Here is a 22,187-nt window from a genome sequence, read left to right on the forward strand (position 1 = left end):
CGGCGGCGTTACCCTGGCGAACCCTTCGCTGGTACAGGGGCCAGCGGCACTACTCGGGCACCTACTGGTCCGCCACGATGCGCGACCACGTGATCTACGAGTCGCGCCTCGAACTGGGGAGGCTCCTCTTCGCTGATTTCGATCCGTCCGTACGGCGTATTTCTGTAGGGCTCACGGAGCTTGTGGCCGACCGGTGGGCAGCCGGGCCAGCGTTGCTGCCACAGATCCGTCAGAAGCACCCGCACATCTCCAGTCAGTGGAGCCGCGACTGGCTCCCCAAGCAGGGGAGGCCGCCGAGTAGGCGGGAGAGAGTGCGGTCAGTGGATTGCTGCTTTTCTATGCTGGTGCACACATTCACTCGTTGGGGGACTCCGTTGCCAGTGGGATACCGCACCGCCAGCAGTCGTTCGCATGGTCGTCCTGGCAGACGTAGCCGATGGCACCATCCACGCACCATTCGGCGGCCTCCTCGGAAAGCAGGTCGGACCCGGCAAGGAGCAGCCGACGAAATTCCGTGGTGTCCGCAATGTCGGCCGGCCGGTTGGTGAACCACTCGTCGAACCAAGGCTTGTCCCGGTATATGCGCCAGTGCGCATTCTCCCGGTCGTCGACAGCCGTAAGGAACCGATCGACGATGCGCCCCCAACTCGGTGCTCCGAACCAGCCGTTGTCGGACGCACAGAAGGATTCGATCAGGGTTCGCAGGCCGAACTCCTTCTCGTGAAGGCAGTACCTTCGCCCCCATGAGATCGCGACCTGCGCCATCTCCGCGAGTTCTTCTCGCGGATCAACCTCGTGCGCCGGGTCGTCAGGGTTGTGGCAGGCCAGCCCGAGCTCGAGTACGGACTGCCCTGTCGGTAGAACCCGGGACGGGTTGACGATCGCGAGACCGAGACCGATCCAGTCGACATGGTCGAACGACAGCATCGAGCGCACGAGTCGGGTGGTTGCCGTGTTGATCCGCAGCATTGTGCCGTCGTGGAGCGGACTCTTCCCGGCATGCCAGTTCTCGACGGGTGTGTTGCGCCACACGGCGAGCGTGATGCGGGTGGCAGCGAGCCACAGCAGGGCGTCGTCGTCGAGGTGCCCGAACCGCTTGGCACACTCCTGGGCGCCGTAGGTGATCAACTCTTCCGGTTTCGGCCACCTGTGCCTGTCGGGCCTTTCAGGCCCTTCAGGCGCGTACTCATAGTCGTCGGCGTACTCGTCGAGGATCGCACTCAACTCGGTTGCGCTGTAAGCCTCGCTGTACTCGGAGCTGTCCGGCTCCTCGACGGTGTACATGTCGTGGTCCCAGGAGACGTACACGTCGCCCCAGAGCACGACGTCGTCGCACTCGCTGGCGTTGTCCGTCACAACCGGCCTGATGGTGATCGGGGCAGTACGCCCGTCGGTTCGCTCGCCGTCCTTCTCTGCGGCCCATGCGGTGATGATCTCGAGTGGCTTCGGAAGGAGAGGGCCGACCTCGGTGATGCTGAAGGGTTCGTCGTCGTCATCGGTGTCGAACCGCCTGTTGACGAACGCGACCGCCTCGGAGGGCGTGCTGACGATGGACTGGGTACCGCTCTCGTTGTCAACCACTCGCCACAACGGGCTGTTCTTCACAGTGCTCTCCGATCGCGGTGAGTGCACCCGGGGTGGGTGCGATGCGCCGGGTCGCTCGGCACTGACACCAACTTATGGGCTGATCAACCCATCCGTAGTCCCGAAGGTGCTTGTCGGCCGTTCGCGTGCAACCTGCCTTTCGCGACCGCGGCGACACAGCACAGTCCAACAGCGGAGGAGGCGAAGATGGCGCTGAACAAGAAGGGTTCCCGGCGCATAACCGTTGACGGGATCGAGTACCGCTGGCGGATCCGCAGGAAGCCCTCCTACATGCAGGGACTCTGCTGGACACCGATGACCTATGCAGTTGAAGCGGCCAGCGGCAGCCAGTCGGGCGCGACCTTGATCGTCACCAGCGGCCAGGCCCATCCCAGCAACTGGGTGGGTGCCGAGGCAGTGCCCATCCGCCCAGCCCACGTTGCTGCCAGCATCCGAGAAGCACGGGACCGAGGCTGGGAACCAACCAAGGCCGGATTTCCCTTCCAGCTCGACCGATCTGCAGGGTTCATCGCCCAGCCATGAGACAAAGCGAACAAAAGCAGTCCATATCGGTCGAACTGTCGCAGAGGCTCCAGGCCTGGTTCTCCGAGCATGAGGAACGCCTGTAATCCTGCGGAATCACGGGTGCGGTCCAGCAGTCGCCCGAGGGCGGCCGAACCAAGAACAGCACCTGGATGACGCTCGAAAACGATGACTTCGTCGCCGTGCTCATCGTCTGGAGCAGCGGGGAAGCCGAGCTTGAGTACGGGGACATGGCAACAGGCTAGGTCCGACAACAGCACCGGGATCTCTGCACCTTCCAGGACCTCCTCGACGCCATCGAGACCATCCACGAATGGATCCGCATAAGGGCGAGCCGTCCGTGGAAGGGTGACCTCCAGCGAGTTTGTGAAAGCCTGGGCCGAGTTCCTTGACAGATTGCAACCCGATCCCGCCGACCTCTCGGTGTTCCGAGGACTTCTTGGCATCATCGCGACATGACCCCGACCCTTCCCCGCACCATCCGAGCCGTCGACAGCGCTCAGCTGCTGGACTTGGCCCAGGAGGCCGCCATGCATGGCTTCAGCCAGCGGCTCCCGGTCGACTGGCTACGAGAGCACCTCGCCGCAGATGCGACGCACTACCTGTTCCCGACGCTCGTGCAGCGACTCACGCACCGTCCCGAGGTGCCGCTGCAGTGGAGGTGCCAGCAACTGCTGACCGTCAGCACCGGCGAACAGGTCTGGGGTCTCCTCGACGTCCTTCCCGACACCTTCGACAAGATCCCGGAGACCTTGGATACGGCGTCCAAGAAGGACATCGTCAACCGCATCGAGCAAGCAGTGAAGGTGCGTGAGTGGATGGAACGGACGGCCGCCGATGCAGGCTCATGAGGTCCGGGGCAGCCGGCTGGACAGTCTGAGGAAATGACACCGATCTGAGACAACCGCCTGCCGACACGTCGTGAGACTGAAGGGGAACATCCAGGTCACAGCGTCGGCCCCTGACACCGAAAGTGAGAACCTACACGGCTGGACTGACCGGCGGCAGGACCGGCCGGTGTCGCGGCCGGGCCGGGGAGTGGACGAAGCGGCTCCCCGGCCTGCGAGTCAGGGCCGCTGCATCGCCTCCGTGAGCCGGCCGCGGAGGCGGGCGAACTCGGGCGACGACCGCAGCGCGGAGACGTCCGTGTCCGGGGCGCGGGGGAGCGGGACGGGGAGCTCCGCCACCACCCGGCCCGGCCCGGCCGCCATCACCAGGACGCGGGAGCCCAGCAGCACCGCCTCCTCGGCGGAGTGCGTCACGAACAGCACCGTCGTACCGAGCCGCCCCGCGGGGGTCCGTACCTCCTCCTGGAGCCGCTCCCGGGTCAGCGCGTCCAGCGCGGCGAACGGCTCGTCCATCAGCAGCAGTTCGGGCTCCGCCGCCAGCGCCCGGGCGATCGCCACCCGCTGTTGCTGGCCGCCCGACAGCTCCCAGGTGCGCCGCCCCGCGAGCCCCGGCAGCCCGACCCGCGCCAGCAGCTCCGCGATCCGCGCGGGCCGCTCCGCCCGCGGCACACCGTGCCGGGCCAGGGCGAAGCCCAGGTTCCCGCCGACCGTGCGCCACGGGAACAGCCGCGGCTGCTGGAACACCACTCCCGCGCCCCGGCCGGGCACGGGCACGCCGCCCCGGACCAGGGCGGTACCCGCCGCGGGCCGCTCGAAGCCGGCGACCAGGCGCAGCAGGGTCGTCTTGCCGCAGCCGGAGGGGCCGACCAGGACCACGAACTCGCCCGGGTCGATGCGCAGATCCACCCCCTCGACCGCCGTGACCCGCTTCTTGACGGGGCCGTAGCGGACCGAGACCCCGGACAGCTGCACGGCGGCGGCCGCCGCGGGCGCGTCAGTTCGCGGCACGGCCGAGCTCCTCCACCGCGAGCGCCCGCCCGAACACGGCCTCGTCCGGCACCGCGTCGACGGCCTTCTGCCCCTTCAGGAACACCGCCGCGTCGTGCAGGTTGGCGGCCAGCTTGCCGGGGGCTCCGGGCTTGCCGAGGTACTCGGGTCCGCTCTGCTCCCGCGCGCTCAGCAGCACCAGTTCCGACAGCTGCCGCTTCGCCTCGTCCGCCGGCAGCCCGAGCTCGGCGGCGATGGACTTGGCCGCCTGGTCGGGTGCAGTACGCGCCTGCGCGACGGCCTGGTCCTGGGCCTTCAGCCAGGCGGTCACCACCTCCGGGTGCGCGGCGGCGAAGCTGTTCGTCACCACCCCCAGGTCGGCGGTGGGCTTGCCCTGCTGCGCGAGCTGCCGGCTGCTGATCAGCACCTTGCCGTCCTTGGTGAGCTCGCCGAGCGTGGGCGTCCACACGTACGCGGCGTCGATGTCGCCGCGCTTCCACGCCGCGAGGGCGTCCTGCGGCTGGAGGTCGATGGTCTGCACGGCGGACGGGTCGACCCCGGCGGCGGTCAGCGCGGCGAGCAGCGAGTAGTGGGCGGTGGAACCGAAGGGCGTGGCCACCTTCTTCCCCACCAGGTCCTTCACCGAGCCGATCCCGGGCTTGGCGACGAGGGCCTCGTTGTCGCCGATCAGGTCGTGGATCCACACCACCTTGTACGGGATGTTCAGCGGGGCCGACAGACCCTTGGTGACGGGGCTCGACCCGGCCAGGCCCAGATCCACCGCCCCGGCGATCACCGCGGTGTTCACATCGCCGCCGGATTCGAACTTCACCCACTTCACGTCGGCTTGGGGCAGCGCCTGCTCCAGCAGCCGCTGGTTCTTCACGACGAGGTCGGCATTGGGTATCGCCTGGTAGGCGATCCGTACGGTGGTCCGCCCCGAAGCGTCCGAGGCCGCGCCGCCGCCGCACGCGGTGGTGCCGGCCGCGGTCAGGGCGACGGCGGCGGCGAGCAGGACGGTGCGGCGGGACAGGAATCCGGTCATGACTGTGCTCCGGTGTGAAGTGGGAGGGGGAATGGGTGGGTTGATCAGGAGTGGCCGCGCCACGGCACGGCGATCCGTTCGATGCCCCGCAGGGCGGCGTCCAGCACGATCCCGGACAGTCCGATGGCGAGGATGCCCGCGATGACCAGCGCGGTCTGGTTGTAGCGCTGCGCGTCGCGGATCATGCCGCCGATGCCGGGCACGCCGTTGATGGTCTCCGCCGCCACGACGGAGGTGTACGCGACACCGACCGCGATCCGCACGCCGGTCAGGATCTCCGGGAGGGCGGCGGGCAGCCGCACCGACAGCAGCAGTGCCACGGGGCCGGAGCCGAGGGCCCGCGCCGCTTCGACGAGCTGCTCCGGGACGGTCCGTACGGCCGCCGCGGTGGCCGCGGCGATCGGCGGCAGGGCGGCGATCACCAGCAGCCAGATCTTCGGGGCCTCGTCGATGCCGAACCAGATGACGAGCAGGGACAGGTAGGCGAGCGGTGGCAGCGTCCGCAGGAAGGTCACCGCCGGCTCCAGTACGACGGCCAGCGGCCGGACCACCGCGATCAGCAGCCCGAGCGGCACCCCGGCCAGCACGGCGTACCCCGACCCGGTGCCGATCCGGCCCAGGCTCACCCCCAGGTGCTCGACCAGGAGGTGGCCGCCGTAGCCGCGCACCCCGTCGTGCGTGGTCGAGGCGAGCACGAACTGCCGCCACACGTCACCGGGCGAGGGGACGAGCACCCGCGGCCACAGCTCGGCGGAGACCGCGGCCTGCCAGGCGCCGAGCAGGACGACCAGTGCCACGAGCCGCAGGGCGCCCCATCGAAGCGCCTCCAGGACCCGCTCCCGGCGGCCGGGGACGGTGTCCACGGGCTTTTCCGACAGCGGGAGCCGGTCGGGCTCCGCGGCCAGCAGCGCGGTCATGCCGCGGCCGCCGCGCCGGTCAGGGCCCGCAGCCGCGGCGCGACCTCTTCGCCGACCCGGTAGGCCTCTTCGAGGTGCGGGTACCCGGACAGGACGAACTCGTCGATGCCCAGGGCCCGGTACTCCGCGAGCCGGGCCGCCACCTCGTCGTGCGAGCCGACCAGCGCGGTCCCGGCACCCTCCCGGACCAGGCCGATGCCCGCCCAGAGGTTCGGGGCCACCGTCAGCCGGGCCGCGTCCGCGACCCCGCCGTGCAGTGCGGTCATCCGGGCCTGCCCGGCGGAGTCCATGGCCGCGAACCGCTTCTGGCTCGCCCGGACGGCCTCCGGGTCGAGCCCGACCAGGATCCGGTCGGCCTCGGACCAGGCCTCGGCCGCGGTGTCGCGGCTGATGACGTGCAGTCGCAGCCCGAAGCGCACGCTCCGGCCGGCCGCCCGCGCCAGCTCCCGCAGCCGGGCCACGCGGGTGGCGACGGCGGCGGGCGGCTCGCCCCACAGCAGTTGCACGTCGGCCCGCCGGGCGGCGACCTCCTCCGCGGCGGCCGAGGCTCCGCCGAAATACAGCGGAACGGGGTGCCGCAGCGCGGGATCGGTGAGCCGCGCGCCCTCGATCCGCAGATGAGCCCCCGCGTGGTCCACCTCCTTGCCGTCCAGCAGGGACCGCAGCACCGCCATCACCTCGTCGGTCCGGGCATAGCGGGCGTCGTGCTCCAAGTGGTCCCCGTAGGCCCGCTGTTCCACCGGATCCCCGCCGGTGACCACGTTCAGCGCGAGCCGCCCGCCCGCGAACCTCCGGAAGGCGTCGGCCTGTTGGGCGATCAGCGTGGGGCTGGCGAATCCCGCGCGGAACGCGACCAGGAACCCGATCCGGCTGGTGTGCTGCGCCAGCGCGGCCGTGAGGATCCAGGGGTCCACGCAGCCGAGCCCCACCGGGGTCAGCAGCGAGTGGAAACCCGCCTGTTCGGCGGCCCGGGCCACCTGGGCCAGATACGGGACGTCGGCCGGGCGCCGGACGGCCGCTCCGGTGCGGCCCTGGACGCTGGTCACCCCGCCGGGGTCGCGTCCGTCCCCGCCGGTGGGCAGGAACCAGTGGAGCAGAAGGGGGTTTTCGGGCATGGCGAAACCTCGTCCGGGCAGCGTGACACGGCCACCGCCCGGCGGTGGCACGTGTACACGGGCAGATGGAAGACGACAGGGAGGCGAACGGACCGCGGCTGGGTTCGCGAACGGACCGCGAAAGGGTTCGCGAAGGGATCGCGAAGGGGAGCGGGACCGCGCAGGGGTGCGCGGAACGCGGCGCGCCGCAGCGCGCGCGGTCATCCGTACGGTGTCAGGAGCGGCGGATCAACAGCCGTGCGTACGGGAGGAGTCGGCCCGACAGAGCATGGTCGACACGCGGAGCAGATCCACATGACGACGGGAAACGAGAACGGGGGCCATGAGCGCATCCTGTCGGGGTCCGGGCGCCCGGGACAAGCGCGGTCCGGATGCTGGACGATTGTGTTCCGCGAAGTGGGACGGATGGATGGCGGAACGGGCCGGGCGGTGGGGCCGGGGCTATCGGCGCCGGTTGAACGGCAGCTTCCCCAGCACGAGCGCCATCCCGCAGGTGTCGGTGAGCGCCGAGAAGACCAGACCGCCCGCCATCGCGGCGCTGATCAGCTGGAACGCCGGGTGCACCAGGAGGCCCAGCAGCAGGCCGAGCAGGACGAGGGTGCCGACGGTGAGCCGGACCTGCCGTTCCATGGCCCACACGGCCCGGCGGCCCTCCTCCGGGTACTCCAGGCCGTGCCCGGCCGCCTGCCAGGCGGTGGTGCCGCCGGTGAGGCTGGTGGCGCTGATGCCGTGCCCCGCCAGGGTCCGGGCCGCGTTCTGGGAGCGGGCTCCGGAGGCGCAGACCAGCAGCAGGCCGCCGGGGCTTTCGGCGGACTCGGCGGCCTCGCGGAGTTCGGGCAGCGAGTGTGCGATGCGGTCGAGCGGGATGTTCGCCGCGCCCGGCAGGTGGCCGGAGGCGTACTCGCCCGGCGTGCGGACGTCGACGACGGTGAACTCCTCGCGGCGGGCGTGGGCCTGGGCGGCGGTGAGGGCGAGGGTGAGGGGGCTGCTCATGGCTGACGGGCTCCTCTGAAGGGGAACTGCGCAGGGGGATGGCCGTGCCCGGGGGCGCGCGGGAAGGCGCGGCGGCGGGCAGGCGGGCAGGCGTCAGCGACAACAACAAGGGCGCGGCAGGGCGCGCGGCATGACGGCCATGCCGCGGATCATAGACACACCGGCGTGTTCCGGCCACCACCCCCGGCCGTCCGCTTGCCCGCGTCCCCCGGACCCTTGCCCGCGTCCCCCGGACCCTGGCCCGCGTCCCCCGGACCCCGGCCCCGCGTCGTCGGACTCCGGCACGCGGCCCGGACCCGCGTCGTTGGACCCCGGATGGTTGGCCCGGACCCCCGGCCCGCGTGCCCACAGGCGTACGCGGCCCGGACGGGTGCGGGGCCGACGGGATTCGAACCCGCGGGGTCGGTGGGCGGGTCCGCCGGACGACCAAGTCGGCGGTGCCGGGGACCCCCGGCACCGCCGATCGCATTGGGCCGCTCTGCCACGGCCCCACACCCTGCGGGACCGCGCGGTCCCGCTGTCCGCAGACGTTACGCGGCGGCCTCCTTGCCGTCATCCGGAATACTGACCAGCCAGCGGCTGTCCTGCCGCGGCCGCAGGTACAGCGCCCAGTACAGGGTGGCGACGGCGGTGATGCCGCCCGTCCACAGCAGGTACTGCGTCTCCTGCTGGGTCAGGATGTACGCGAACACACCGATCAGCACCACCGGCACGGCCGGCCACAGCGGCATCCGCCAGGCGGTTGCCGCGCGGTGCGCGCCGCGCCGGCTGAACAGCGCGGCGACCGCGACCAGCAGGTACATGCCGGTCACCGAGACACCGGTGACCCCGTACAGGGTGTCGAGGTTGACGAAGCACATCGCCGCGCCCGGGACGCCGACCAGCAGCGTGGCCACCCAGGGGGAGCCGAACCGGCCGAGCCGCGACAGGGCGTTGTTGACCGGCTCGGGCCAGGCCTTGTCGCGGGCGGAGGCGAACAGCACGCGCGAGTTCTGGATGACCATGACGATGCCCGCGTTGACGATGGCGAGGGCGACGCACAGGCTCACGAAGGTGCCGACGGCCGAGTTGGACCAGGCGGTGACCATCTCGCCGATGTCGCCGGAGCTGAGCGCGGCGAGGTCCGGGGCGCCCATGGTGATGGCGATGACCGGGATCAGGATGACGGCGGTGGAGATGGCGAGCGTGGCGAGCACGGTCCGCGGCACGTTGCGGCGCGGGTTCTCCAGTTCCTCCGACAGGTAGACGGCGGTCGAGAAGCCCTGGGTGATGAACAGCGCGATGGCCAGCCCGGAGACCACCATCATCGCGGTCACGGGCGAGGTGCCGCCGTTCTCGGAGGCCACGGCGCCGTGCACCAGCACGTCGGCGCCCCGCTCGCTGTGTGCGAAACCGAGTACCGCGACCAGTGCGGCGGCGACCACTTCGAGGACGAGGAAGATGCCGGTGATCCAGGCGTTGGCCCGCAGGTCGAGCAGTCCGGCGAGGGTGGCGAGCAGCATCACGCCGCCGCCGGCCACCGGGGCCGGTATGTCGATCACCGGGGCGAGGTAGTCGGCCGTGCCCATCGCGATCACGGGCGGCACGATCATCACGACGAGCAGGGACAGGACGAACACGAGCCACCCGGCGAGCCGGCCCGCCAGGGTGGACACCATCGCGTACTCGCCGCCGGCGCTGGGGATGAGCGTGCCCAGCTCCGAATAGCAGAACGCCACCCCGATGCAGAGCAGGGAGCCGATGGCGATGGTGAGCGCCGCCCAGGTGCCGAGATCGGCGAACAGGTCGGGCACGACGACGAAGAGCGTCGAGGCGGGAGTGACGCACGAGAGCGTGAGCAGGGTTCCGCCGACTACGCCGATGGAACGCTTGAGCTTCTGGGGGACGGGCCCGGTGGCGGGGGCGAGGGCCTGTGGTGCGCTGATCGTGTCAGACATCGGTACGCGGTTCCGATCGGCAGATGCGGTGAGTGAGCGCGGGAGCGGTATCGCCTCCGAGGCGGTGGTGAACAGGGTGTTTCGGTGGCTCCCGGGCCGACATGCAATCTCTGCGAGATCCGCAGGTCAATAGCTGTTCACCTGCGGATTCCATCGTCGCGCGGCCCCGGTGGCCCCGGTGTGCGGTGTTAAGGCCGCGTAAATGCTGAGTGAGGGAGGTGTGCGATAACCGCAGGTTGATCCACGCGAATTTTCTTCCGCTTTGCCGAGCCGGGACGAGGTCGGCCGCACGGGCGCGTACGGTCGGCTACTGCGGGTAAGCGCGGGCCATGACAGTGAAGAAGACGAGCGTTCTCGTACTGGACTGCGCCGAGCCGGAGGGCCTGGCGCTCTTCTACGCCGATCTCCTCGGCGCCGACGTGCGGGCCGGGGAGACCCCCGACCTGGTCGAGGTCGTCGGCGGGGCCGGCGTGCGCCTCGCGATCCGCCGGGACCACGGCCTCGCGCCGCCGAGCTGGCCGCGCCCGGAGGACTCCCAGCAGGCGCACCTGCGGATCCTGGTCGCCGCCGAGGACCTCGACGAGGCGGAGCGGGAGGCGGTCTCGCTCGGCGCCCGGCCCCTGTCGGTGGACGCCGAGGACGGCCCGCGCGACGCCCGCCTCTACAGCGACCCGGCCGGGCACTCCTTCACCCTCGCGGCGACCGGGCCGTCCCGCGCCTGAGGGCGCCCCGCGACCCCGTGCGCCCCGCCGCTCGGGGGAGGCGCGTCTGCATCCAAAGGCCTACCGCGCGTGCACCGGGATCCTTCCCAGGGGCGATGGGGGTGCGCCTGCCCGTCGACAGAATCGAGGGCAGGAAAGCACGTCCCGCCGCCCCAACGGGCCGCAGACACGGGGAGATCCAGGTGCATCTCGCACACGCCGACCGACGAATCCGCTTACGCGGCACGGCGGCCGCGGGGGCCGTCGTACTCGCGCTCCTGGCCGGAGCCGCCCCGGCGGCGACCGCTGCCGCGGCCGACGGGCCGGCCGCCGCCCCACAGAGCCCCGCTTCACAGAGCCCCGCCCCACAGAGCCCCGCACCCCAGGGCCCCGCACCGACCGGGCACCTCGACCGCAAGGCCCTCGACCAGACGCTGGCCGCGGTCCGCGACGCCGGGATGTACGGCGCGTTCAGCACCGTCCGCGACGGCCGCGACCGCTGGAACGGGGCCACGGGCCTCGCCGACATCGGCACCGGCCGCCCCACCCGCCCCGACCTGCGGCACCGGGTCGGCAGCATCACCAAGTCCTTCACCTCCGTCGCGGTGCTCCAGCAGAGCGCCAAGGGCCGCATCCGGCTGGACGATCCGGTCGGGGGCCACCTGCCCGAGCTCGTCCCGGGGGAGCGCGGCCGCAAGATCACCGTACGGATGCTGCTCAACCACACCAGCGGCATCGCGGACTACATCGTGGAGGCCTTCCCCTCCCTCAAGGAGAACTCCCCGAAGAGCCTGGACGACTTCCGCTACCGCACGCTCAGCCCCACCCGCCTCATCGGGTACGGGGTGAACGCGCCGCAGCTCTTCGAACCCGGTACGGACTGGTCGTACTCGAACACCAACTACCTGCTGCTCGGCGAACTGCTCCGCAAGGTCACCGGCGAGGACCCCGAACAGGTCATCACGGAGAACGTGATCCGCAGGGCTGGCCTCGAGGACACCTACTTCCCCGGCGCGGACCCGCGGATCAGGGGCCCGCACGCCAGGCTGTACGAGAACCTCGCCGGGCTCATCGACCCGCCGCGGGACTACAGCGAGTACAACATGACCATGGCGGGGACCGCCGGGGCGCTGATCTCGACCACCCAGGACCTCAACACCTTCTACCGCACCCTGTTCCGGGGCGGTCTGCTGCCCGCGGCCCAGCTCCGCGAGATGCGCACCGCGATCCCCGTCAAGGACGAGAACGGCGCCGTGGTCCTGCGCTACGGCCTCGGCATCTACGGCGTGGACACCCCGTGCGGAACCGTCTGGGGCCACGACGGCGCGGTGTGGGGCGCCGGCACCCAGGCCCTGTCCAGCGCCGACGCCACGCGCCAGATCGCCCTCGGGATCAACCTGATGGGCTACCAGCGCGCGGACGCGGACGGCCGGCCGCTGCCGCACCCGATCGACGCGGCCCTGGGCGACCTCCGCAACCAGGCGCTGTGCCCCGCCGCCGGGCCGGCCGCCCGCAAGGACGCCCCGCGGGGGCTCGCGGAGCCGCTGGACTCCCTGCTGCTCAAGGGAGCCCTGCCGTCGGCGTCGGGCCGTCGCCTGGGCTAGACCGGGCGACCTCGGGGGACGTGCGGGACGCCAGCAGCAGGGCGATGTCGTCGGGCCGGTCGGCGGAGTTGCCGGCCTCGCTGACCAGCCGGTCGGCCATCTCCGTCAGCGGGGACGGCCGGGCGGCGGCCAGCGCGATCCGCAGCCGCTCCACCCCCGCGTCGATGTCGGTGCCCGGCTTCTCCACCAGCCCGTCGGTGTACAGGGCGAGCACCGCGCCCGGCTCCAGCCGCAGCTCCGTCACCGGGTACGTGGCGTCCGGGTCGATGCCCAGGACCACCCCGCCCGCCAGGTTCAGCACCACCGTCCGCCCGTCGGGATGGCGCAGCAGCGGCTGCGGATGACCGGCGCGCGAGGCCCGGGCGGTGCCCGAGGCCAGGTCGAGCAACACGTAGCAGCAGCTGGCGAACTGGCCGGGGTCCAGGTCGATCAGCAGCCGGTTCGTACCCCACATCACCTGCGCCGGGTCGGTGCCGCCCAGGGCGAACGCCCTTACCGCGCTGCGCAGTTGGCCCATGGTCGCGGCGGCCGCCACCCCGTGGCCCTGAACGTCCCCGATGACCAGGGCCAGCATGCCCGGGCCCGTCTCGATGACGTCGTACCAGTCGCCGCCGACGTCCATGCCGACGGTCCCGGGCAGGTACCGGCCCACCGTCGCCACGTTCTCGCGCACCGGCAGCCGGTGCGGCAGCAGCGCCGCCTGGAGCCCCCGGGCCAGCGCCGCCTCGCTGTCGTAGCGCTGTGCCCGCTCCAGGGCCTGCGCGATCAGCCCGGCCAGCGCCGTGAGGACCGTACGCTCCTCCGGGCTGAAGCCGCGCGGCACGTCGAAGCCGAGGATGCACGAGCCCACCGGGCGGCCGGACGCGATCAGCGGGAGGAAGGCGCGGGCCCCGACGTGGGCGTCCAGCGGAATCCCGGGGTAGGCGGCGGCCAGATGCTCCATCGACTCGAAGAACATCGGGCGCCCCGAGGTCAGCGTCTCCACGCCCGGCAGCCGCACGTCGAGGCCCACTCCGTCGAACCGGTCCAGGAAGCCCTTCGGGAAGCCGGTCTCCCACGCCAGGTGCAGATGACGCTCGTTGAGCAGGTAGATGGCCAACTGGCGCCCGCCGAAGGCCGGCAGCAGCTCCTCGGTGACCACCGCCGACACCTGGCGGGCCGTCACCGCCTCGGTCAGCGCGATCGCCAGCGCCACCGGCCGGTACAGCGCGGACGCCCGGTCGGCGGGCGAGCCGCCCAGGCCCGCACCCGGCTGCTGGACGGATCCGGGTGCGTACGCGGGCGGTTCGGCGGAGCCGATCGTCACGGTCACCCCGTCGAGCCCGGGATGGAGCCCGACCGCCAGCCAGTCCCCGGACGGATGCGGGCCGCGCCGCGCCGGGAAGCGCACCGGGTCGGGAGCGAGGAAGGCGGACCGGAAGTGGTCCTCGTACGCGGGATGCCCGAGCCAGGGGAGCGCTTCCCAGAGCACCTTCCCGCGTGCCTGTGGCTCGTCGATCCCGAGCAGGGTCTGAGCTGCGAGGTTCTGGGAGACGATCCTGCCCTGCCGGTCCACGGAGAGCACCGCCTGCGCGAGCCGGTCAACGGCCTCGCGGGCGCCCCCGGCCGGCGCGGACCCCGGCAGGCACACCGGGTCGGAGTCCCACACCACCCGGACCCCCGCCGCCGTGAGCGCGGCCAGCTCGTCCCCCAGCCGGTCCGCGGCCTCCCGCAGCCGCTCCCGGTCCGCGGCCCCGACCCCCACGCCGGGGGTCACCGGGCGCAGTACCAGCAGCACCCCGAACCGTTCCGACCCGGCGGTCACCGGTTCGTACAGGGAGGCGAAGGGGTACGGCAGCCCCGCCATCAGCTGGGGGAAGCGCCGCATGGACGTCTCGGCGTCGGGCAGGTGCACGGCCTGACCGGAGCGGTAGGCCTCCGCCACCGGGTAGGGGCGGTTCATGTGCATCCGCCACCAGGGCCGGAACAGCTGCCCGGGAAGCCCGGTGAGCACGGCCATCCGCAGCAGCCCGTCGGTGCCGGAGCGCAGGTAGACCCCGCCCGCGTACCCGCCGACGGCCTCCACGGCGTCCGCGGCCGCCCGGGCGAGCACCTGGGCCGTGGCGTCGGTGGTGGGGCTGCCACTGTCCGGTCTCGCCGTCACACAGCCAGCATGCGCCCGCGCCGTCGCCGCGCACCAGTCGGCGGCCGGGGCCTGGGCCCCGGCCCGGCCGCGCTGGGCTCCGTACGCCCTACGGACTGACCCGAACGCCTCCCTCGTCCGGGGGACGGACCCGCGTAGGGCGAGGCCCCCGGGCCGCCTCCGGGGAGGCTTGCGGACATGCAACAGCCGTACGACAGCCCGACGCCCCCCACGGCCTTCTCGGCGGCCGACGCCTTCACGCTGCGCACCGCCCTGGACGCCCTCGGCGGGGTGCGCGGGCTCGACACCCTCGACCTCGCCTGCGGGCACGGCGGCACCGCCCGGCTGCTGGCGAGCGGCGGCGCCCGGCGGACCGTGGGCGTCGACAGCTGCCCCGAACGCATCCGCCGGGCGCGCGAGACCCGCCACGACGGCCCGGCCGGGCCCATCGAGTACGTCGTCGCCGAGGCGCACGGGATGCCGCAACTGGGCCCGTTCGACCTGGCCACCGCGCTCTACCTGTTCAACCACGTCCCGGACCGGGCCGCCCTGCACGCGATGTTCCGGTCGATCCGGGCGAATCTGCGGCCCGGCGGGCGGCTGCTGGCCATCGTGCCCAACGCCGGAGCGTTCCCGCACGTGGACTGGTCCCCGTTCGGGCTGCGCGTCCTCGAACGCGCCCCCGAGGGGGACGCTCCGCTGGTGCGGGCCCAGTTCCTGTCGGAGCCGCCCGTGCACGTCGAGTTCCGCGAGTGGGCGCACGCCGACTTCGCCGAGGCGGCCGTCGAGGCGGGGTTCGCCACCGCCGGCTGGCAGCCGGCGCGGACCCCGCCGCCCGATGCCGAGCGCGACGAGGCCTTCTGGGCGGCGTACCGGGCCAGGCCGGTCAGCTCGTTGATGACCTGCGTGGCCTGAGGGCATCCGCCGATGTGCGGCCTGCCCCCTCCGGCCGAGGCGTCACGGATGCCGTCGCGGGCGCTGTCGCTGTCGCGGGCGCTGTCGTGGGCGCGGGTGCCGTGGCGGGCGCCGGTGCCGCCGCGGTCGTCGGTGCCGTCAGGGTCCTCGGTGCCGTGGCCGTTCCCGTCGAGGGTGCCGCCGCGGGCCGCACCGTCACAGCTCGGCGGCCGCCCTGACCAGCTCCACGATCCGGTCGCGGGCCTCGCGGCCCTCCGGCACCGGCATCAGCGGGTACCCGTGCGGCAGCCCCGCCGCCTCGTGGAACTCCACCTCCGCCCCGGCCTCCCGGCCGCGGCGCAGCAGCTCCCGGCTGTCGGTGGTCAGCACGTCCCGGGTCCCGGTGAACACCGTCAGCGGTGCCAGTCCCGCGAAGGACCCGTGCAGCGGGCTCACCCGCGGGTCGTCGGCGGCCAGCGTGCCGGCGTACAGCCGCCCGGCCTCGGCCAGTCCCGGCCGCCCCAGCATCGGGTCGCCCGGCTCGATGGCCGCCTGGCCCGGGTGGCTCATGGTCAGGTCCAGCCAGGGCGAGATCAGCACGATGCGGGACGGCTGCGCCCCGGTGCGGTCCCGCAGCCGCTGCGCCGCGGCCAGCGCCAGACCCGCCCCGGCGGAGTCCCCGATGAGCACCGTCCCGCCCGCGCCGCCGCTCTCGATCAGGCCGCTCAGCAGGTCGGCGGCGACCGGCACGGTCCGGTCGGCGGTTCCGCGCGGGGCCAGGATGTACGCCGGTACGACGACCCGGGCGCGGGCCCGGACGACCAGGGTGCGGATCAGCGACCAGTGGGGCCGGACCAGCTCGTTGATGTACGCGCCGCCGTGCACGTACAGCACCTGCGCCACGGGCTCGACGCCGCGCGGCGAGACGTCGTACACCGGCCAGGCCCCGACGAAGGTCCGCGAGACCTCCGCGACCCGGCCCAGCGAGCGCGGCGGCAGGTGCGAGGCCGGCCGCCTGGCCGACTCGGCCACCTTGGCCCGTACCGCCTCGGCGCTGGCGAACCGTCTTCGCCGCCCCACCGCGATCAGCGCCGCCGACAGCGCCCTGCTGCGCAGACTCGGCACGCCCCCCACCTCCCCGTTCCCCTGATCCCGGCCTTGACCCGGCCGGCCCTGCCCCGTCACCCGAGGAGCATAGGCGTGAAGCTGCGCTGTCGACCCGCTTAAGAAAGTCTCGATGGACTGATCACCGTGCCGCTCGGCAGATTGGTGCACGTCAGACACCGCTCGGGCCCGCACGCCGCGCGGTGCTCCCTTCCGCATGCCCTGGAGCCACCCGCCATGAAGGCACTCGTCAAGCACAAGGCCGAGCCCGGGCTGTGGCTCATGGACGTCCCCGAGCCCGAGTACGGCCCCGGCGACGTACTGATCAGGGTGCTCCGTACCGGCATCTGCGGCACCGACCTGCACATCCGGGCCTGGGACGGCTGGGCGCAGGGTGCGGTCAAGACCCCCCTCGTGCTCGGCCACGAGTTCGTGGGCGAGGTCGCGGCGCTCGGCGCCGACGTACGGGACATCGAGATCGGGGCACTGGTCAGCGGCGAGGGCCACCTGGTGTGCGGCAGGTGCCGCAACTGTCTGGCCGGCCGCCGCCACCTGTGCCGCAGCACGATCGGGCTCGGCGTCGGACGGGACGGCGCGTTCGCCGAGTACGTGGTGCTGCCCGCGCAGAACGTGTGGGTCCACCGGACCGAGGTCGACCTCGACGTGGCGGCCATCTTCGACCCCTTCGGCAACGCCGTGCACACCGCGCTGTCCTTCCCGCTGGTCGGAGAGGACGTGCTGATCACGGGCGCCGGCCCGATCGGGATCATGGCGGCGGCCGTGGCCCGGCACGCCGGTGCCCGCAACGTGGTCATCACCGATGTCAGCCCCGAGCGCCTGGACATCGCCCGCAAGGCCGGTGCCACGCTCGCGGTGGACGTCCGGGAGTCGTCGATCGCGGACGCGCAGGCGCAGCTGGGACTGCGCGAGGGCTTCGACATCGGCCTGGAGATGTCCGGCCGCGCCGAGGCCATGCAGGACATGATCGCCAACATGACGCACGGCGGCCGGATCGCCATGCTGGGCCTGCCCGCCCAGGAGTTCCCGGTCGACTGGGCCAAGGTCGTCACCTCGATGATCACCATCAAGGGCATCTACGGCCGCGAGATGTTCGAGACCTGGTACGCGATGACCGTGCTGCTGGAGGGCGGGCTCGACCTCAGCCCCGTGATCACCGGCCGCTACTCGCACACCGAGTTCGAGGCCGCCTTCGACGAGGCGTCGACGGCCCGCAGCGGCAAGATCATCCTGGACTGGACGGCGTAGTCCCCGCCCGGGACCTCCCGCCCTTCCCTCTGGACGGACCCTTTTGGACGGACCGAGCGTTCCCGTCCTCCCCGAACCATTTCCCTCCGGCCGGGCCCCGCACGACCCTCCCCCCTCCGCGGGGCCCGGCCCCCCTTCCTCCCTCCGCCGCATCAGGAGAAAGAGAGCACGCCCGCCATGTTCGAGACCGTCCGCCAGGACCTGCGCACCACCCTCGACGAGATCCGTTCCGCCGGGCTGCACAAGCCCGAGCGCGTCATCGGCACCCCGCAGAGCGCGTCCGTGGGCGTCACCTCCGGCGGCGCCGCGGGCGAGGTCCTGAACTTCTGCGCCAACAACTACCTCGGACTGGCCGACCACCCCGAGGTCGTCGCCGCCGCCAAGGACGCGCTGGACCGCTGGGGCTACGGCATGGCCTCCGTCCGCTTCATCTGTGGCACCCAGGAGGTGCACAAGGAGCTGGAGGCGCGCCTGTCCTCCTTCCTGGGCCAGGAGGACACGATCCTCTACTCCTCCTGCTTCGACGCCAACGGCGGTGTCTTCGAGACCCTGCTCGGCCCCGAGGACGCGGTGATCTCCGACGCCCTCAACCACGCCTCGATCATCGACGGCATCCGCCTCTCCAAGGCCCGCCGCTACCGCTACGCCAACCGCGACCTGGCCGAGCTGGAGACGCGGCTCAAGGAGTCCCAGGACGCCCGCCGCCGCCTGATCGTCACCGACGGCGTGTTCTCCATGGACGGCTACGTCGCCCCGCTCGCCGAGATCTGCGACCTCGCGGACCGCTACGACGCCATGGTCATGGTGGACGACTCGCACGCCGTCGGCTTCGTCGGCCCCGGCGGGCGCGGCACCCCCGAGCTCCACGGGGTCATGGACCGGGTCGACATCATCACCGGCACCCTGGGCAAGGCCCTCGGCGGCGCCTCCGGCGGCTACGTCGCGGCCCGCGCCGAGATCGTCGAGCTGCTGCGCCAGCGCTCGCGCCCGTACCTCTTCTCGAACTCCCTCGCGCCCGTCATCGCGGCGGCCTCGCTGAAGGTCCTCGACCTGCTGGAGTCGGCCGGTGACCTGCGCGAGCGCCTCGCCGCCAACACCGCGCTGTTCCGGTCGAAGATGACCGAAGCCGGCTTCGAGATCCTGCCCGGCGACCACGCCATCGCCCCCGTGATGATCGGCGACGCGGCCGAGGCGGCCCGGATGGCGGAGCTGCTGCTGGAGCGCGGCGTGTACGTGATCGGCTTCTCGTACCCCGTGGTGCCCATGGGCGCGGCCAGGATCCGGGTCCAGCTCTCCGCGGCCCACTCCACCGCCGACGTGGAGCGTGCGGTGGCGGCGTTCATCGAGGCCCGCGAGGTGCTCGGGTCTCCTGCGGCCTGAGGGCCCCGCGCGCCCTGAGACAATGGCGGGGTGATCGACCCCCGCCGGCTGCGCATCCTGCGGGCCGTGGCGGACCACCGTACGGTGACCGCCGCGGCCGCAGCCCTGTACCTCACCCCCTCCGCCGTCTCCCAGCAGCTCGCCGCGCTGGAGCAGGAGACCGGGCACGCCCTGCTGACCCGCAGCGGCCGGGGCGTACGGCTCACCGCGGCCGGGGAGATCCTGGTCGGGCACGCCCACGAGGTACTGGCCCAGCTGGAGCGCGCCGAGGCGGAACTCGCGGCCTACGCGGGCGGCTCGGCGGGCGAGGTCACGGTGGCCGCCTTCGCCACCGGCATCGCGGAGGTACTGGCCCCGGCGCTCGCCCGCCTCAGGGTGGACCACCCGGGCATCAGGCTCCGGGTCCACGACGCGGAGGGCGACCAGAGCCTGCCGCTGCTGCTGGACGGGGAGGCCGACCTGGCCCTGGCGGTGGAGTACCGGGGCGCCCCGGGCGCGGACGACGGGCGCCTGTCGGTCGTCCCGCTGTACGCGGAGCCCTTCGACGCGGTGCTTCCGGCCGGACACCCCCTGGCGGACCTGCCAGCCGTGTCGCTGGCGGACCTGTCCGACTCGGACTGGGTGGGCCAGTACCCGGGCAACCCGTGCCACGACGTGACGCTGCTGGCCTGCGAACTGGCCGGGTTCCAGCCCCGCTTCGCGCACTCCTCCGACGACTTCCGCGCCGTGACGGCCCTCGTCGCCGCGGGAGCGGGCGTCGCCCTGGTGCCGCGTTCCGCCCTGCGCGGCATGGACCTCAAGGAGGTCCAGGTCCGCCCGGTCACCGGCCCGGCCGCCACCCGCCGCGTCTTCGCCGCCACCCGCCGCGGAGCCGAGACCCACCCCCTGATCGCCCCGGTCCTGGCAGCCCTGTCCCGCGAGGCGGGACGCGTCCCGGCGCCCTGACCGCGCCCGCCCCGCCCCGCGCGGACGGCCCTTAGGCGGTGGCCTTGCGGCGGCGCACCAGGAAGACGGCTCCGGCGCCGACGACGACGGCCGCGCCACCGACGGCGGCGAAGGCCGGGAGCGTGGAGGAGGAGCCGGTCTGGGCGAGCCGCCCGCTCACCGGCAGCTCCGCGCGTCCGCCCTGCGGCGCGGGCTGGTTCGCCGCGTCAGCCTTGGGGTCCGGGAGGCCCGGCGTACCCGGCTTCGCGGGCTTGCCCTTCGCGTCGTCGACGCCGCCGGGCTTGGTGCCGGGGGCCAGGACGGTGAAGTCGAACTGGCTGATGTGGTCGAAACCGCACTGGCCGTCCTCACCGAAGGAGTGGCCGCTGGTGAAGAAGTAGCCGGTGCCGGGCTCGGCCCGCTCGCCGATCCGGATGCGCATCCGCGCGTCCGCGTACTCGCCGGGCTTCAGCTGCTTGGCCGTGGCGAACCGGTCGTTGTCGAAGACGCCCGCGCCCTCGCCCTCGATCGGCTTCCACTGGCCGGCGGCCGGGTTGAACCACTCGACGGTGACGGCCAGTTGGGCGGTGTCGTGCAGCTTCGGGTCGGCGGTGCCGAGCCAGATGGAGACGTCCGTCTCCATCACCTTGGTCTTCGACACGTTGGACACGCGGTACGTGAACTCGTGCCAGCCCGAACCGGCCACGATCTTCCCCGGCAGACCGCGGAGCGAGGTCTTGCCGCGCTCCTCCTCGGGGATGCCGGAGCAGAAGGTGGGGCGGGAGTACGAGGGCGACGGCGTGGCCGCGGGCGTGCCCGAGAGGGAGGCACCCGGCTTCGGGGAGCCGGACGCGCCCGGCTTGGCGGAGGCGCCGGGCTGCGCGGAGGCGTCCGGCTTGGTGGAGCCGTCCGGCTTCGTGGAGCCGTCCGCTCCACCGAGCGTGCCCTCGCCGGGCAGGCCCGGGTGCGGGGTCGGTGAGACGTGTCCGCCGCCGCCCGCCGGGACGGAGGACGAAGCCGGGGTGCTCGGCGAGGGGGTGACCCCGTTCGCGTGGGCGGCCGGCGCCGCGAGCAGGGCCACGGGCCCGACGGCGGCCATGACGGCGGTGGTGGCCAGAAGACGGTGAAGCTTCATGGAGTCCTTCTCGTTGAGGCTCGGACCGCCGGCGCGAAGGTTCCACCCGGCACGGCGGTCCGTGGTCGTCTAGGTGACCAGGGCCCTCGCCGGAAGGTTGTGGGATGAACGTAACCCGGGTTCGTGATCATGGTCACAGGCGGCCGGCCCGAGCGGGGCGGGCGGCCCGGAGGCCGTCATGCGCGGACCACCTCGACGCCCGCCTTCGCGAAGGCCTCCGCCACCGGCGCCGACAGGCCCGTGTCCGTCACCAGGACGTCCACCGAGGAGGTCGCGCAGATGCGGGCGAAGGCGCGCACGCCGAGCTTGCTGGAGTCGGCCGCGATCACCACGCGCCGGGCACGCTCGCACAGCAGACGGTTCATCGCGGCCTCGTCCTCGTGCCGGGTGGCCGCGCCGTCCACCGGGTCGAAGGCGTCGACGCCGACCACCGCGGTGTCCACGGTGAGCTGGCCCAGCACCTGCTGGGCCAGCGGGCCGGTGAGCTCGTAGGACTGGGGCCGGGCCACCCCGCCCGTCAGGACGATCTTGAACTGGGGCCGGATCACCAGTTCGCCCGCGATGTTGAGGGCGTTGGTGACGACGGTCAGGGCCGGAGACCCGCTGGCCAGGTCCGCGCGGGCCGCCAGGGCGCGGGCCACCTCGGTGGTGGTGGTGCCGCCCGTCAGGCCGATCACCTCGCCCGGAGCGATCAGCGCGGCCACCGCCTCGCTGATCCGGCCCTTCTCGGCGGCCCGGCGGGAGGTCCGGTAGCGCAGGGGGAGTTCGTACGAGACCCCGTGCAGGACCGCCCCGCCTCGGGTGCGGACCAGTAGTTGCTGGTCGGCGAGCTGGTCGAGGTCGCGCCGGATGGTCGCGGCGGACACGCCGAGGATCTCCGCCGCGGGCTCCACCTCCAGCCCGCCCCGCTCCACCAGCAGGTCCAGCAGCTTCTGCCAGCGCTCGTTGCGGGTCATGGCCCCCCTCGCGTTCCTCCGTAAGGCCGCGCTGTTCGGCCGATCCGTCGAGATTAACCCAGGAGATCACCCCGTGGATGCTTGAAGTTGCGTGAAACTGCCCGCTACCTTGCAGGAAAACGCAACACCGGG

At 72.6% G+C, this 22,187-nt stretch carries 19 protein-coding genes and 1 tRNA gene; 8 read left to right on the plus strand and 12 right to left on the minus strand.

Annotation, left to right across the window (positions count from 1 at the left end):
- Positions 1-354 precede the first annotated feature (354 nt).
- Positions 355-1,605: a hypothetical protein gene (locus ACZ4TG_RS17775; RefSeq protein WP_468163634.1), complete on the minus strand. Its 1,251-nt coding sequence runs from the start codon at positions 1,603-1,605 to the stop codon at positions 355-357.
- Positions 1,606-1,791: 186 nt separating this feature from the next.
- On the opposite strand from ACZ4TG_RS17775, the gene ACZ4TG_RS17780 reads away from it, so the two are divergent.
- Positions 1,792-2,127 carry a hypothetical protein gene (locus tag ACZ4TG_RS17780; protein ID WP_468163636.1) on the plus strand — a complete coding sequence of 112 codons (336 nt, stop codon included), beginning with the start codon at positions 1,792-1,794 and terminating at the stop codon, positions 2,125-2,127.
- 455 nt (positions 2,128-2,582) lie between these two features.
- Positions 2,583-2,978, plus strand: coding sequence for a hypothetical protein (locus tag ACZ4TG_RS17785; protein WP_468163638.1), 396 nt, complete (start codon positions 2,583-2,585; stop codon positions 2,976-2,978).
- A gap of 216 nt (positions 2,979-3,194) precedes the next feature.
- Here the strand turns inward: ACZ4TG_RS17785 and ACZ4TG_RS17790 are convergent, their stop codons facing one another.
- The 7 genes from ACZ4TG_RS17790 to ACZ4TG_RS17820 all read right to left on the minus strand — a co-directional run bounded on the left by ACZ4TG_RS17790 (position 3,195) and on the right by ACZ4TG_RS17820 (position 9,969).
- The gene (locus ACZ4TG_RS17790) at positions 3,195-3,983 is read right to left on the minus strand and encodes an ABC transporter ATP-binding protein (protein ID WP_468163640.1); all 789 of its coding nucleotides are present in this window, start codon (positions 3,981-3,983) and stop codon (positions 3,195-3,197) included.
- On the minus strand, positions 3,970-5,007 hold the full coding sequence (locus ACZ4TG_RS17795) for a taurine ABC transporter substrate-binding protein (protein ID WP_468163642.1): 1,038 nt from the start codon (positions 5,005-5,007) through the stop codon (positions 3,970-3,972). The genes ACZ4TG_RS17790 and ACZ4TG_RS17795 overlap by 14 nt, the downstream gene beginning before the upstream one ends.
- Before the next feature lie 44 nt (positions 5,008-5,051).
- Complete coding sequence (locus tag ACZ4TG_RS17800) at positions 5,052-5,924, minus strand: ABC transporter permease (RefSeq protein WP_468163644.1); 873 nt, start codon at positions 5,922-5,924, stop codon at positions 5,052-5,054.
- Positions 5,921-7,039 carry an LLM class flavin-dependent oxidoreductase gene (locus tag ACZ4TG_RS17805; RefSeq protein WP_468163646.1) on the minus strand — a complete coding sequence of 373 codons (1,119 nt, stop codon included), beginning with the start codon at positions 7,037-7,039 and terminating at the stop codon, positions 5,921-5,923. The genes ACZ4TG_RS17800 and ACZ4TG_RS17805 overlap by 4 nt, the downstream gene beginning before the upstream one ends.
- 441 nt (positions 7,040-7,480) lie before the next feature.
- Positions 7,481-8,032 carry a rhodanese-like domain-containing protein gene (locus ACZ4TG_RS17810; RefSeq protein ID WP_468163648.1) on the minus strand — a complete coding sequence of 184 codons (552 nt, stop codon included), beginning with the start codon at positions 8,030-8,032 and terminating at the stop codon, positions 7,481-7,483.
- 373 nt (positions 8,033-8,405) lie between these two features.
- A tRNA-His gene (locus ACZ4TG_RS17815) sits at positions 8,406-8,523 on the minus strand.
- Positions 8,524-8,562: 39 nt separating this feature from the next.
- Positions 8,563-9,969, minus strand: a complete 1,407-nt coding sequence (locus tag ACZ4TG_RS17820; protein WP_468163650.1) for an APC family permease — start codon at positions 9,967-9,969, stop codon at positions 8,563-8,565.
- Between the two features lie 329 nt (positions 9,970-10,298).
- Here ACZ4TG_RS17820 and ACZ4TG_RS17825 point away from each other — a divergent pair, with 329 nt between their 5' ends.
- A complete protein-coding gene (locus tag ACZ4TG_RS17825; RefSeq protein ID WP_468163652.1) occupies positions 10,299-10,691 on the plus strand; it encodes a VOC family protein in 393 nt (130 codons plus the stop codon).
- Positions 10,692-10,873: 182 nt separating this feature from the next.
- Positions 10,874-12,274, plus strand: a complete 1,401-nt coding sequence (locus ACZ4TG_RS17830; RefSeq protein WP_468163654.1) for a serine hydrolase domain-containing protein — start codon at positions 10,874-10,876, stop codon at positions 12,272-12,274.
- On the opposite strand, the gene ACZ4TG_RS17835 is transcribed toward ACZ4TG_RS17830, so the two are convergent.
- Complete coding sequence (locus ACZ4TG_RS17835) at positions 12,231-14,417, minus strand: PP2C family protein-serine/threonine phosphatase (RefSeq protein WP_468163656.1); 2,187 nt, start codon at positions 14,415-14,417, stop codon at positions 12,231-12,233. The genes ACZ4TG_RS17830 and ACZ4TG_RS17835 overlap by 44 nt on opposite strands.
- Positions 14,418-14,594: 177 nt before the next feature.
- On the opposite strand from ACZ4TG_RS17835, the gene ACZ4TG_RS17840 reads away from it, so the two are divergent.
- On the plus strand, positions 14,595-15,311 hold the full coding sequence (locus tag ACZ4TG_RS17840) for a class I SAM-dependent methyltransferase (protein ID WP_468163658.1): 717 nt from the start codon (positions 14,595-14,597) through the stop codon (positions 15,309-15,311).
- 195 nt (positions 15,312-15,506) lie between these two features.
- Here the strand turns inward: ACZ4TG_RS17840 and ACZ4TG_RS17845 are convergent, their stop codons facing one another.
- Positions 15,507-16,415: an alpha/beta hydrolase fold domain-containing protein gene (locus tag ACZ4TG_RS17845; RefSeq protein WP_468163660.1), complete on the minus strand. Its 909-nt coding sequence runs from the start codon at positions 16,413-16,415 to the stop codon at positions 15,507-15,509.
- Positions 16,416-16,631: 216 nt separating this feature from the next.
- On the opposite strand from ACZ4TG_RS17845, the gene tdh reads away from it, so the two are divergent.
- The 3 genes from tdh to ACZ4TG_RS17860 all read left to right on the plus strand — a co-directional run bounded on the left by tdh (position 16,632) and on the right by ACZ4TG_RS17860 (position 19,985).
- Positions 16,632-17,660: an L-threonine 3-dehydrogenase gene (tdh, locus tag ACZ4TG_RS17850; RefSeq protein WP_468163662.1), complete on the plus strand. Its 1,029-nt coding sequence runs from the start codon at positions 16,632-16,634 to the stop codon at positions 17,658-17,660.
- Between the two features lie 177 nt (positions 17,661-17,837).
- Positions 17,838-19,040: a glycine C-acetyltransferase gene (locus tag ACZ4TG_RS17855; protein WP_468163664.1), complete on the plus strand. Its 1,203-nt coding sequence runs from the start codon at positions 17,838-17,840 to the stop codon at positions 19,038-19,040.
- Between the two features lie 30 nt (positions 19,041-19,070).
- Entirely contained in the window at positions 19,071-19,985 is a 915-nt protein-coding gene (locus tag ACZ4TG_RS17860; protein ID WP_468163666.1) for a LysR family transcriptional regulator, read from the plus strand.
- Between the two features lie 31 nt (positions 19,986-20,016).
- Here the strand turns inward: ACZ4TG_RS17860 and ACZ4TG_RS17865 are convergent, their stop codons facing one another.
- Positions 20,017-21,099, minus strand: coding sequence for an LAETG motif-containing sortase-dependent surface protein (locus ACZ4TG_RS17865; protein ID WP_468163668.1), 1,083 nt, complete (start codon positions 21,097-21,099; stop codon positions 20,017-20,019).
- Positions 21,100-21,275: 176 nt separating this feature from the next.
- Positions 21,276-22,055 (minus strand): DeoR/GlpR family DNA-binding transcription regulator, encoded by a 780-nt coding sequence (locus tag ACZ4TG_RS17870; RefSeq protein ID WP_468163670.1) that lies wholly within the window; start codon positions 22,053-22,055, stop codon positions 21,276-21,278.
- Positions 22,056-22,187 lie beyond the last annotated feature (132 nt).

The sequence above is a fragment of the Streptomyces sp. NPDC028314 genome, from assembly GCF_055565795.1.

Coding starts and splice junctions, on each gene's coding strand:
- ACZ4TG_RS17855 (WP_468163664.1), top strand. CDS start 17,838: ATGTTCGAGACCGTCCGCCAGGACCTGCGCACCACCCTCGACGAGATC.
- ACZ4TG_RS17870 (WP_468163670.1), bottom strand. CDS start 22,055: ATGACCCGCAACGAGCGCTGGCAGAAGCTGCTGGACCTGCTGGTGGAG.
- ACZ4TG_RS17805 (WP_468163646.1), bottom strand. CDS start 7,039: ATGCCCGAAAACCCCCTTCTGCTCCACTGGTTCCTGCCCACCGGCGGG.
- tdh (WP_468163662.1), top strand. CDS start 16,632: ATGAAGGCACTCGTCAAGCACAAGGCCGAGCCCGGGCTGTGGCTCATG.
- ACZ4TG_RS17780 (WP_468163636.1), top strand. CDS start 1,792: ATGGCGCTGAACAAGAAGGGTTCCCGGCGCATAACCGTTGACGGGATC.
- ACZ4TG_RS17810 (WP_468163648.1), bottom strand. CDS start 8,032: ATGAGCAGCCCCCTCACCCTCGCCCTCACCGCCGCCCAGGCCCACGCC.
- ACZ4TG_RS17795 (WP_468163642.1), bottom strand. CDS start 5,007: ATGACCGGATTCCTGTCCCGCCGCACCGTCCTGCTCGCCGCCGCCGTC.
- ACZ4TG_RS17800 (WP_468163644.1), bottom strand. CDS start 5,924: ATGACCGCGCTGCTGGCCGCGGAGCCCGACCGGCTCCCGCTGTCGGAA.
- ACZ4TG_RS17820 (WP_468163650.1), bottom strand. CDS start 9,969: ATGTCTGACACGATCAGCGCACCACAGGCCCTCGCCCCCGCCACCGGG.
- ACZ4TG_RS17840 (WP_468163658.1), top strand. CDS start 14,595: ATGCAACAGCCGTACGACAGCCCGACGCCCCCCACGGCCTTCTCGGCG.
- ACZ4TG_RS17825 (WP_468163652.1), top strand. CDS start 10,299: ATGACAGTGAAGAAGACGAGCGTTCTCGTACTGGACTGCGCCGAGCCG.
- ACZ4TG_RS17865 (WP_468163668.1), bottom strand. CDS start 21,099: ATGAAGCTTCACCGTCTTCTGGCCACCACCGCCGTCATGGCCGCCGTC.
- ACZ4TG_RS17785 (WP_468163638.1), top strand. CDS start 2,583: ATGACCCCGACCCTTCCCCGCACCATCCGAGCCGTCGACAGCGCTCAG.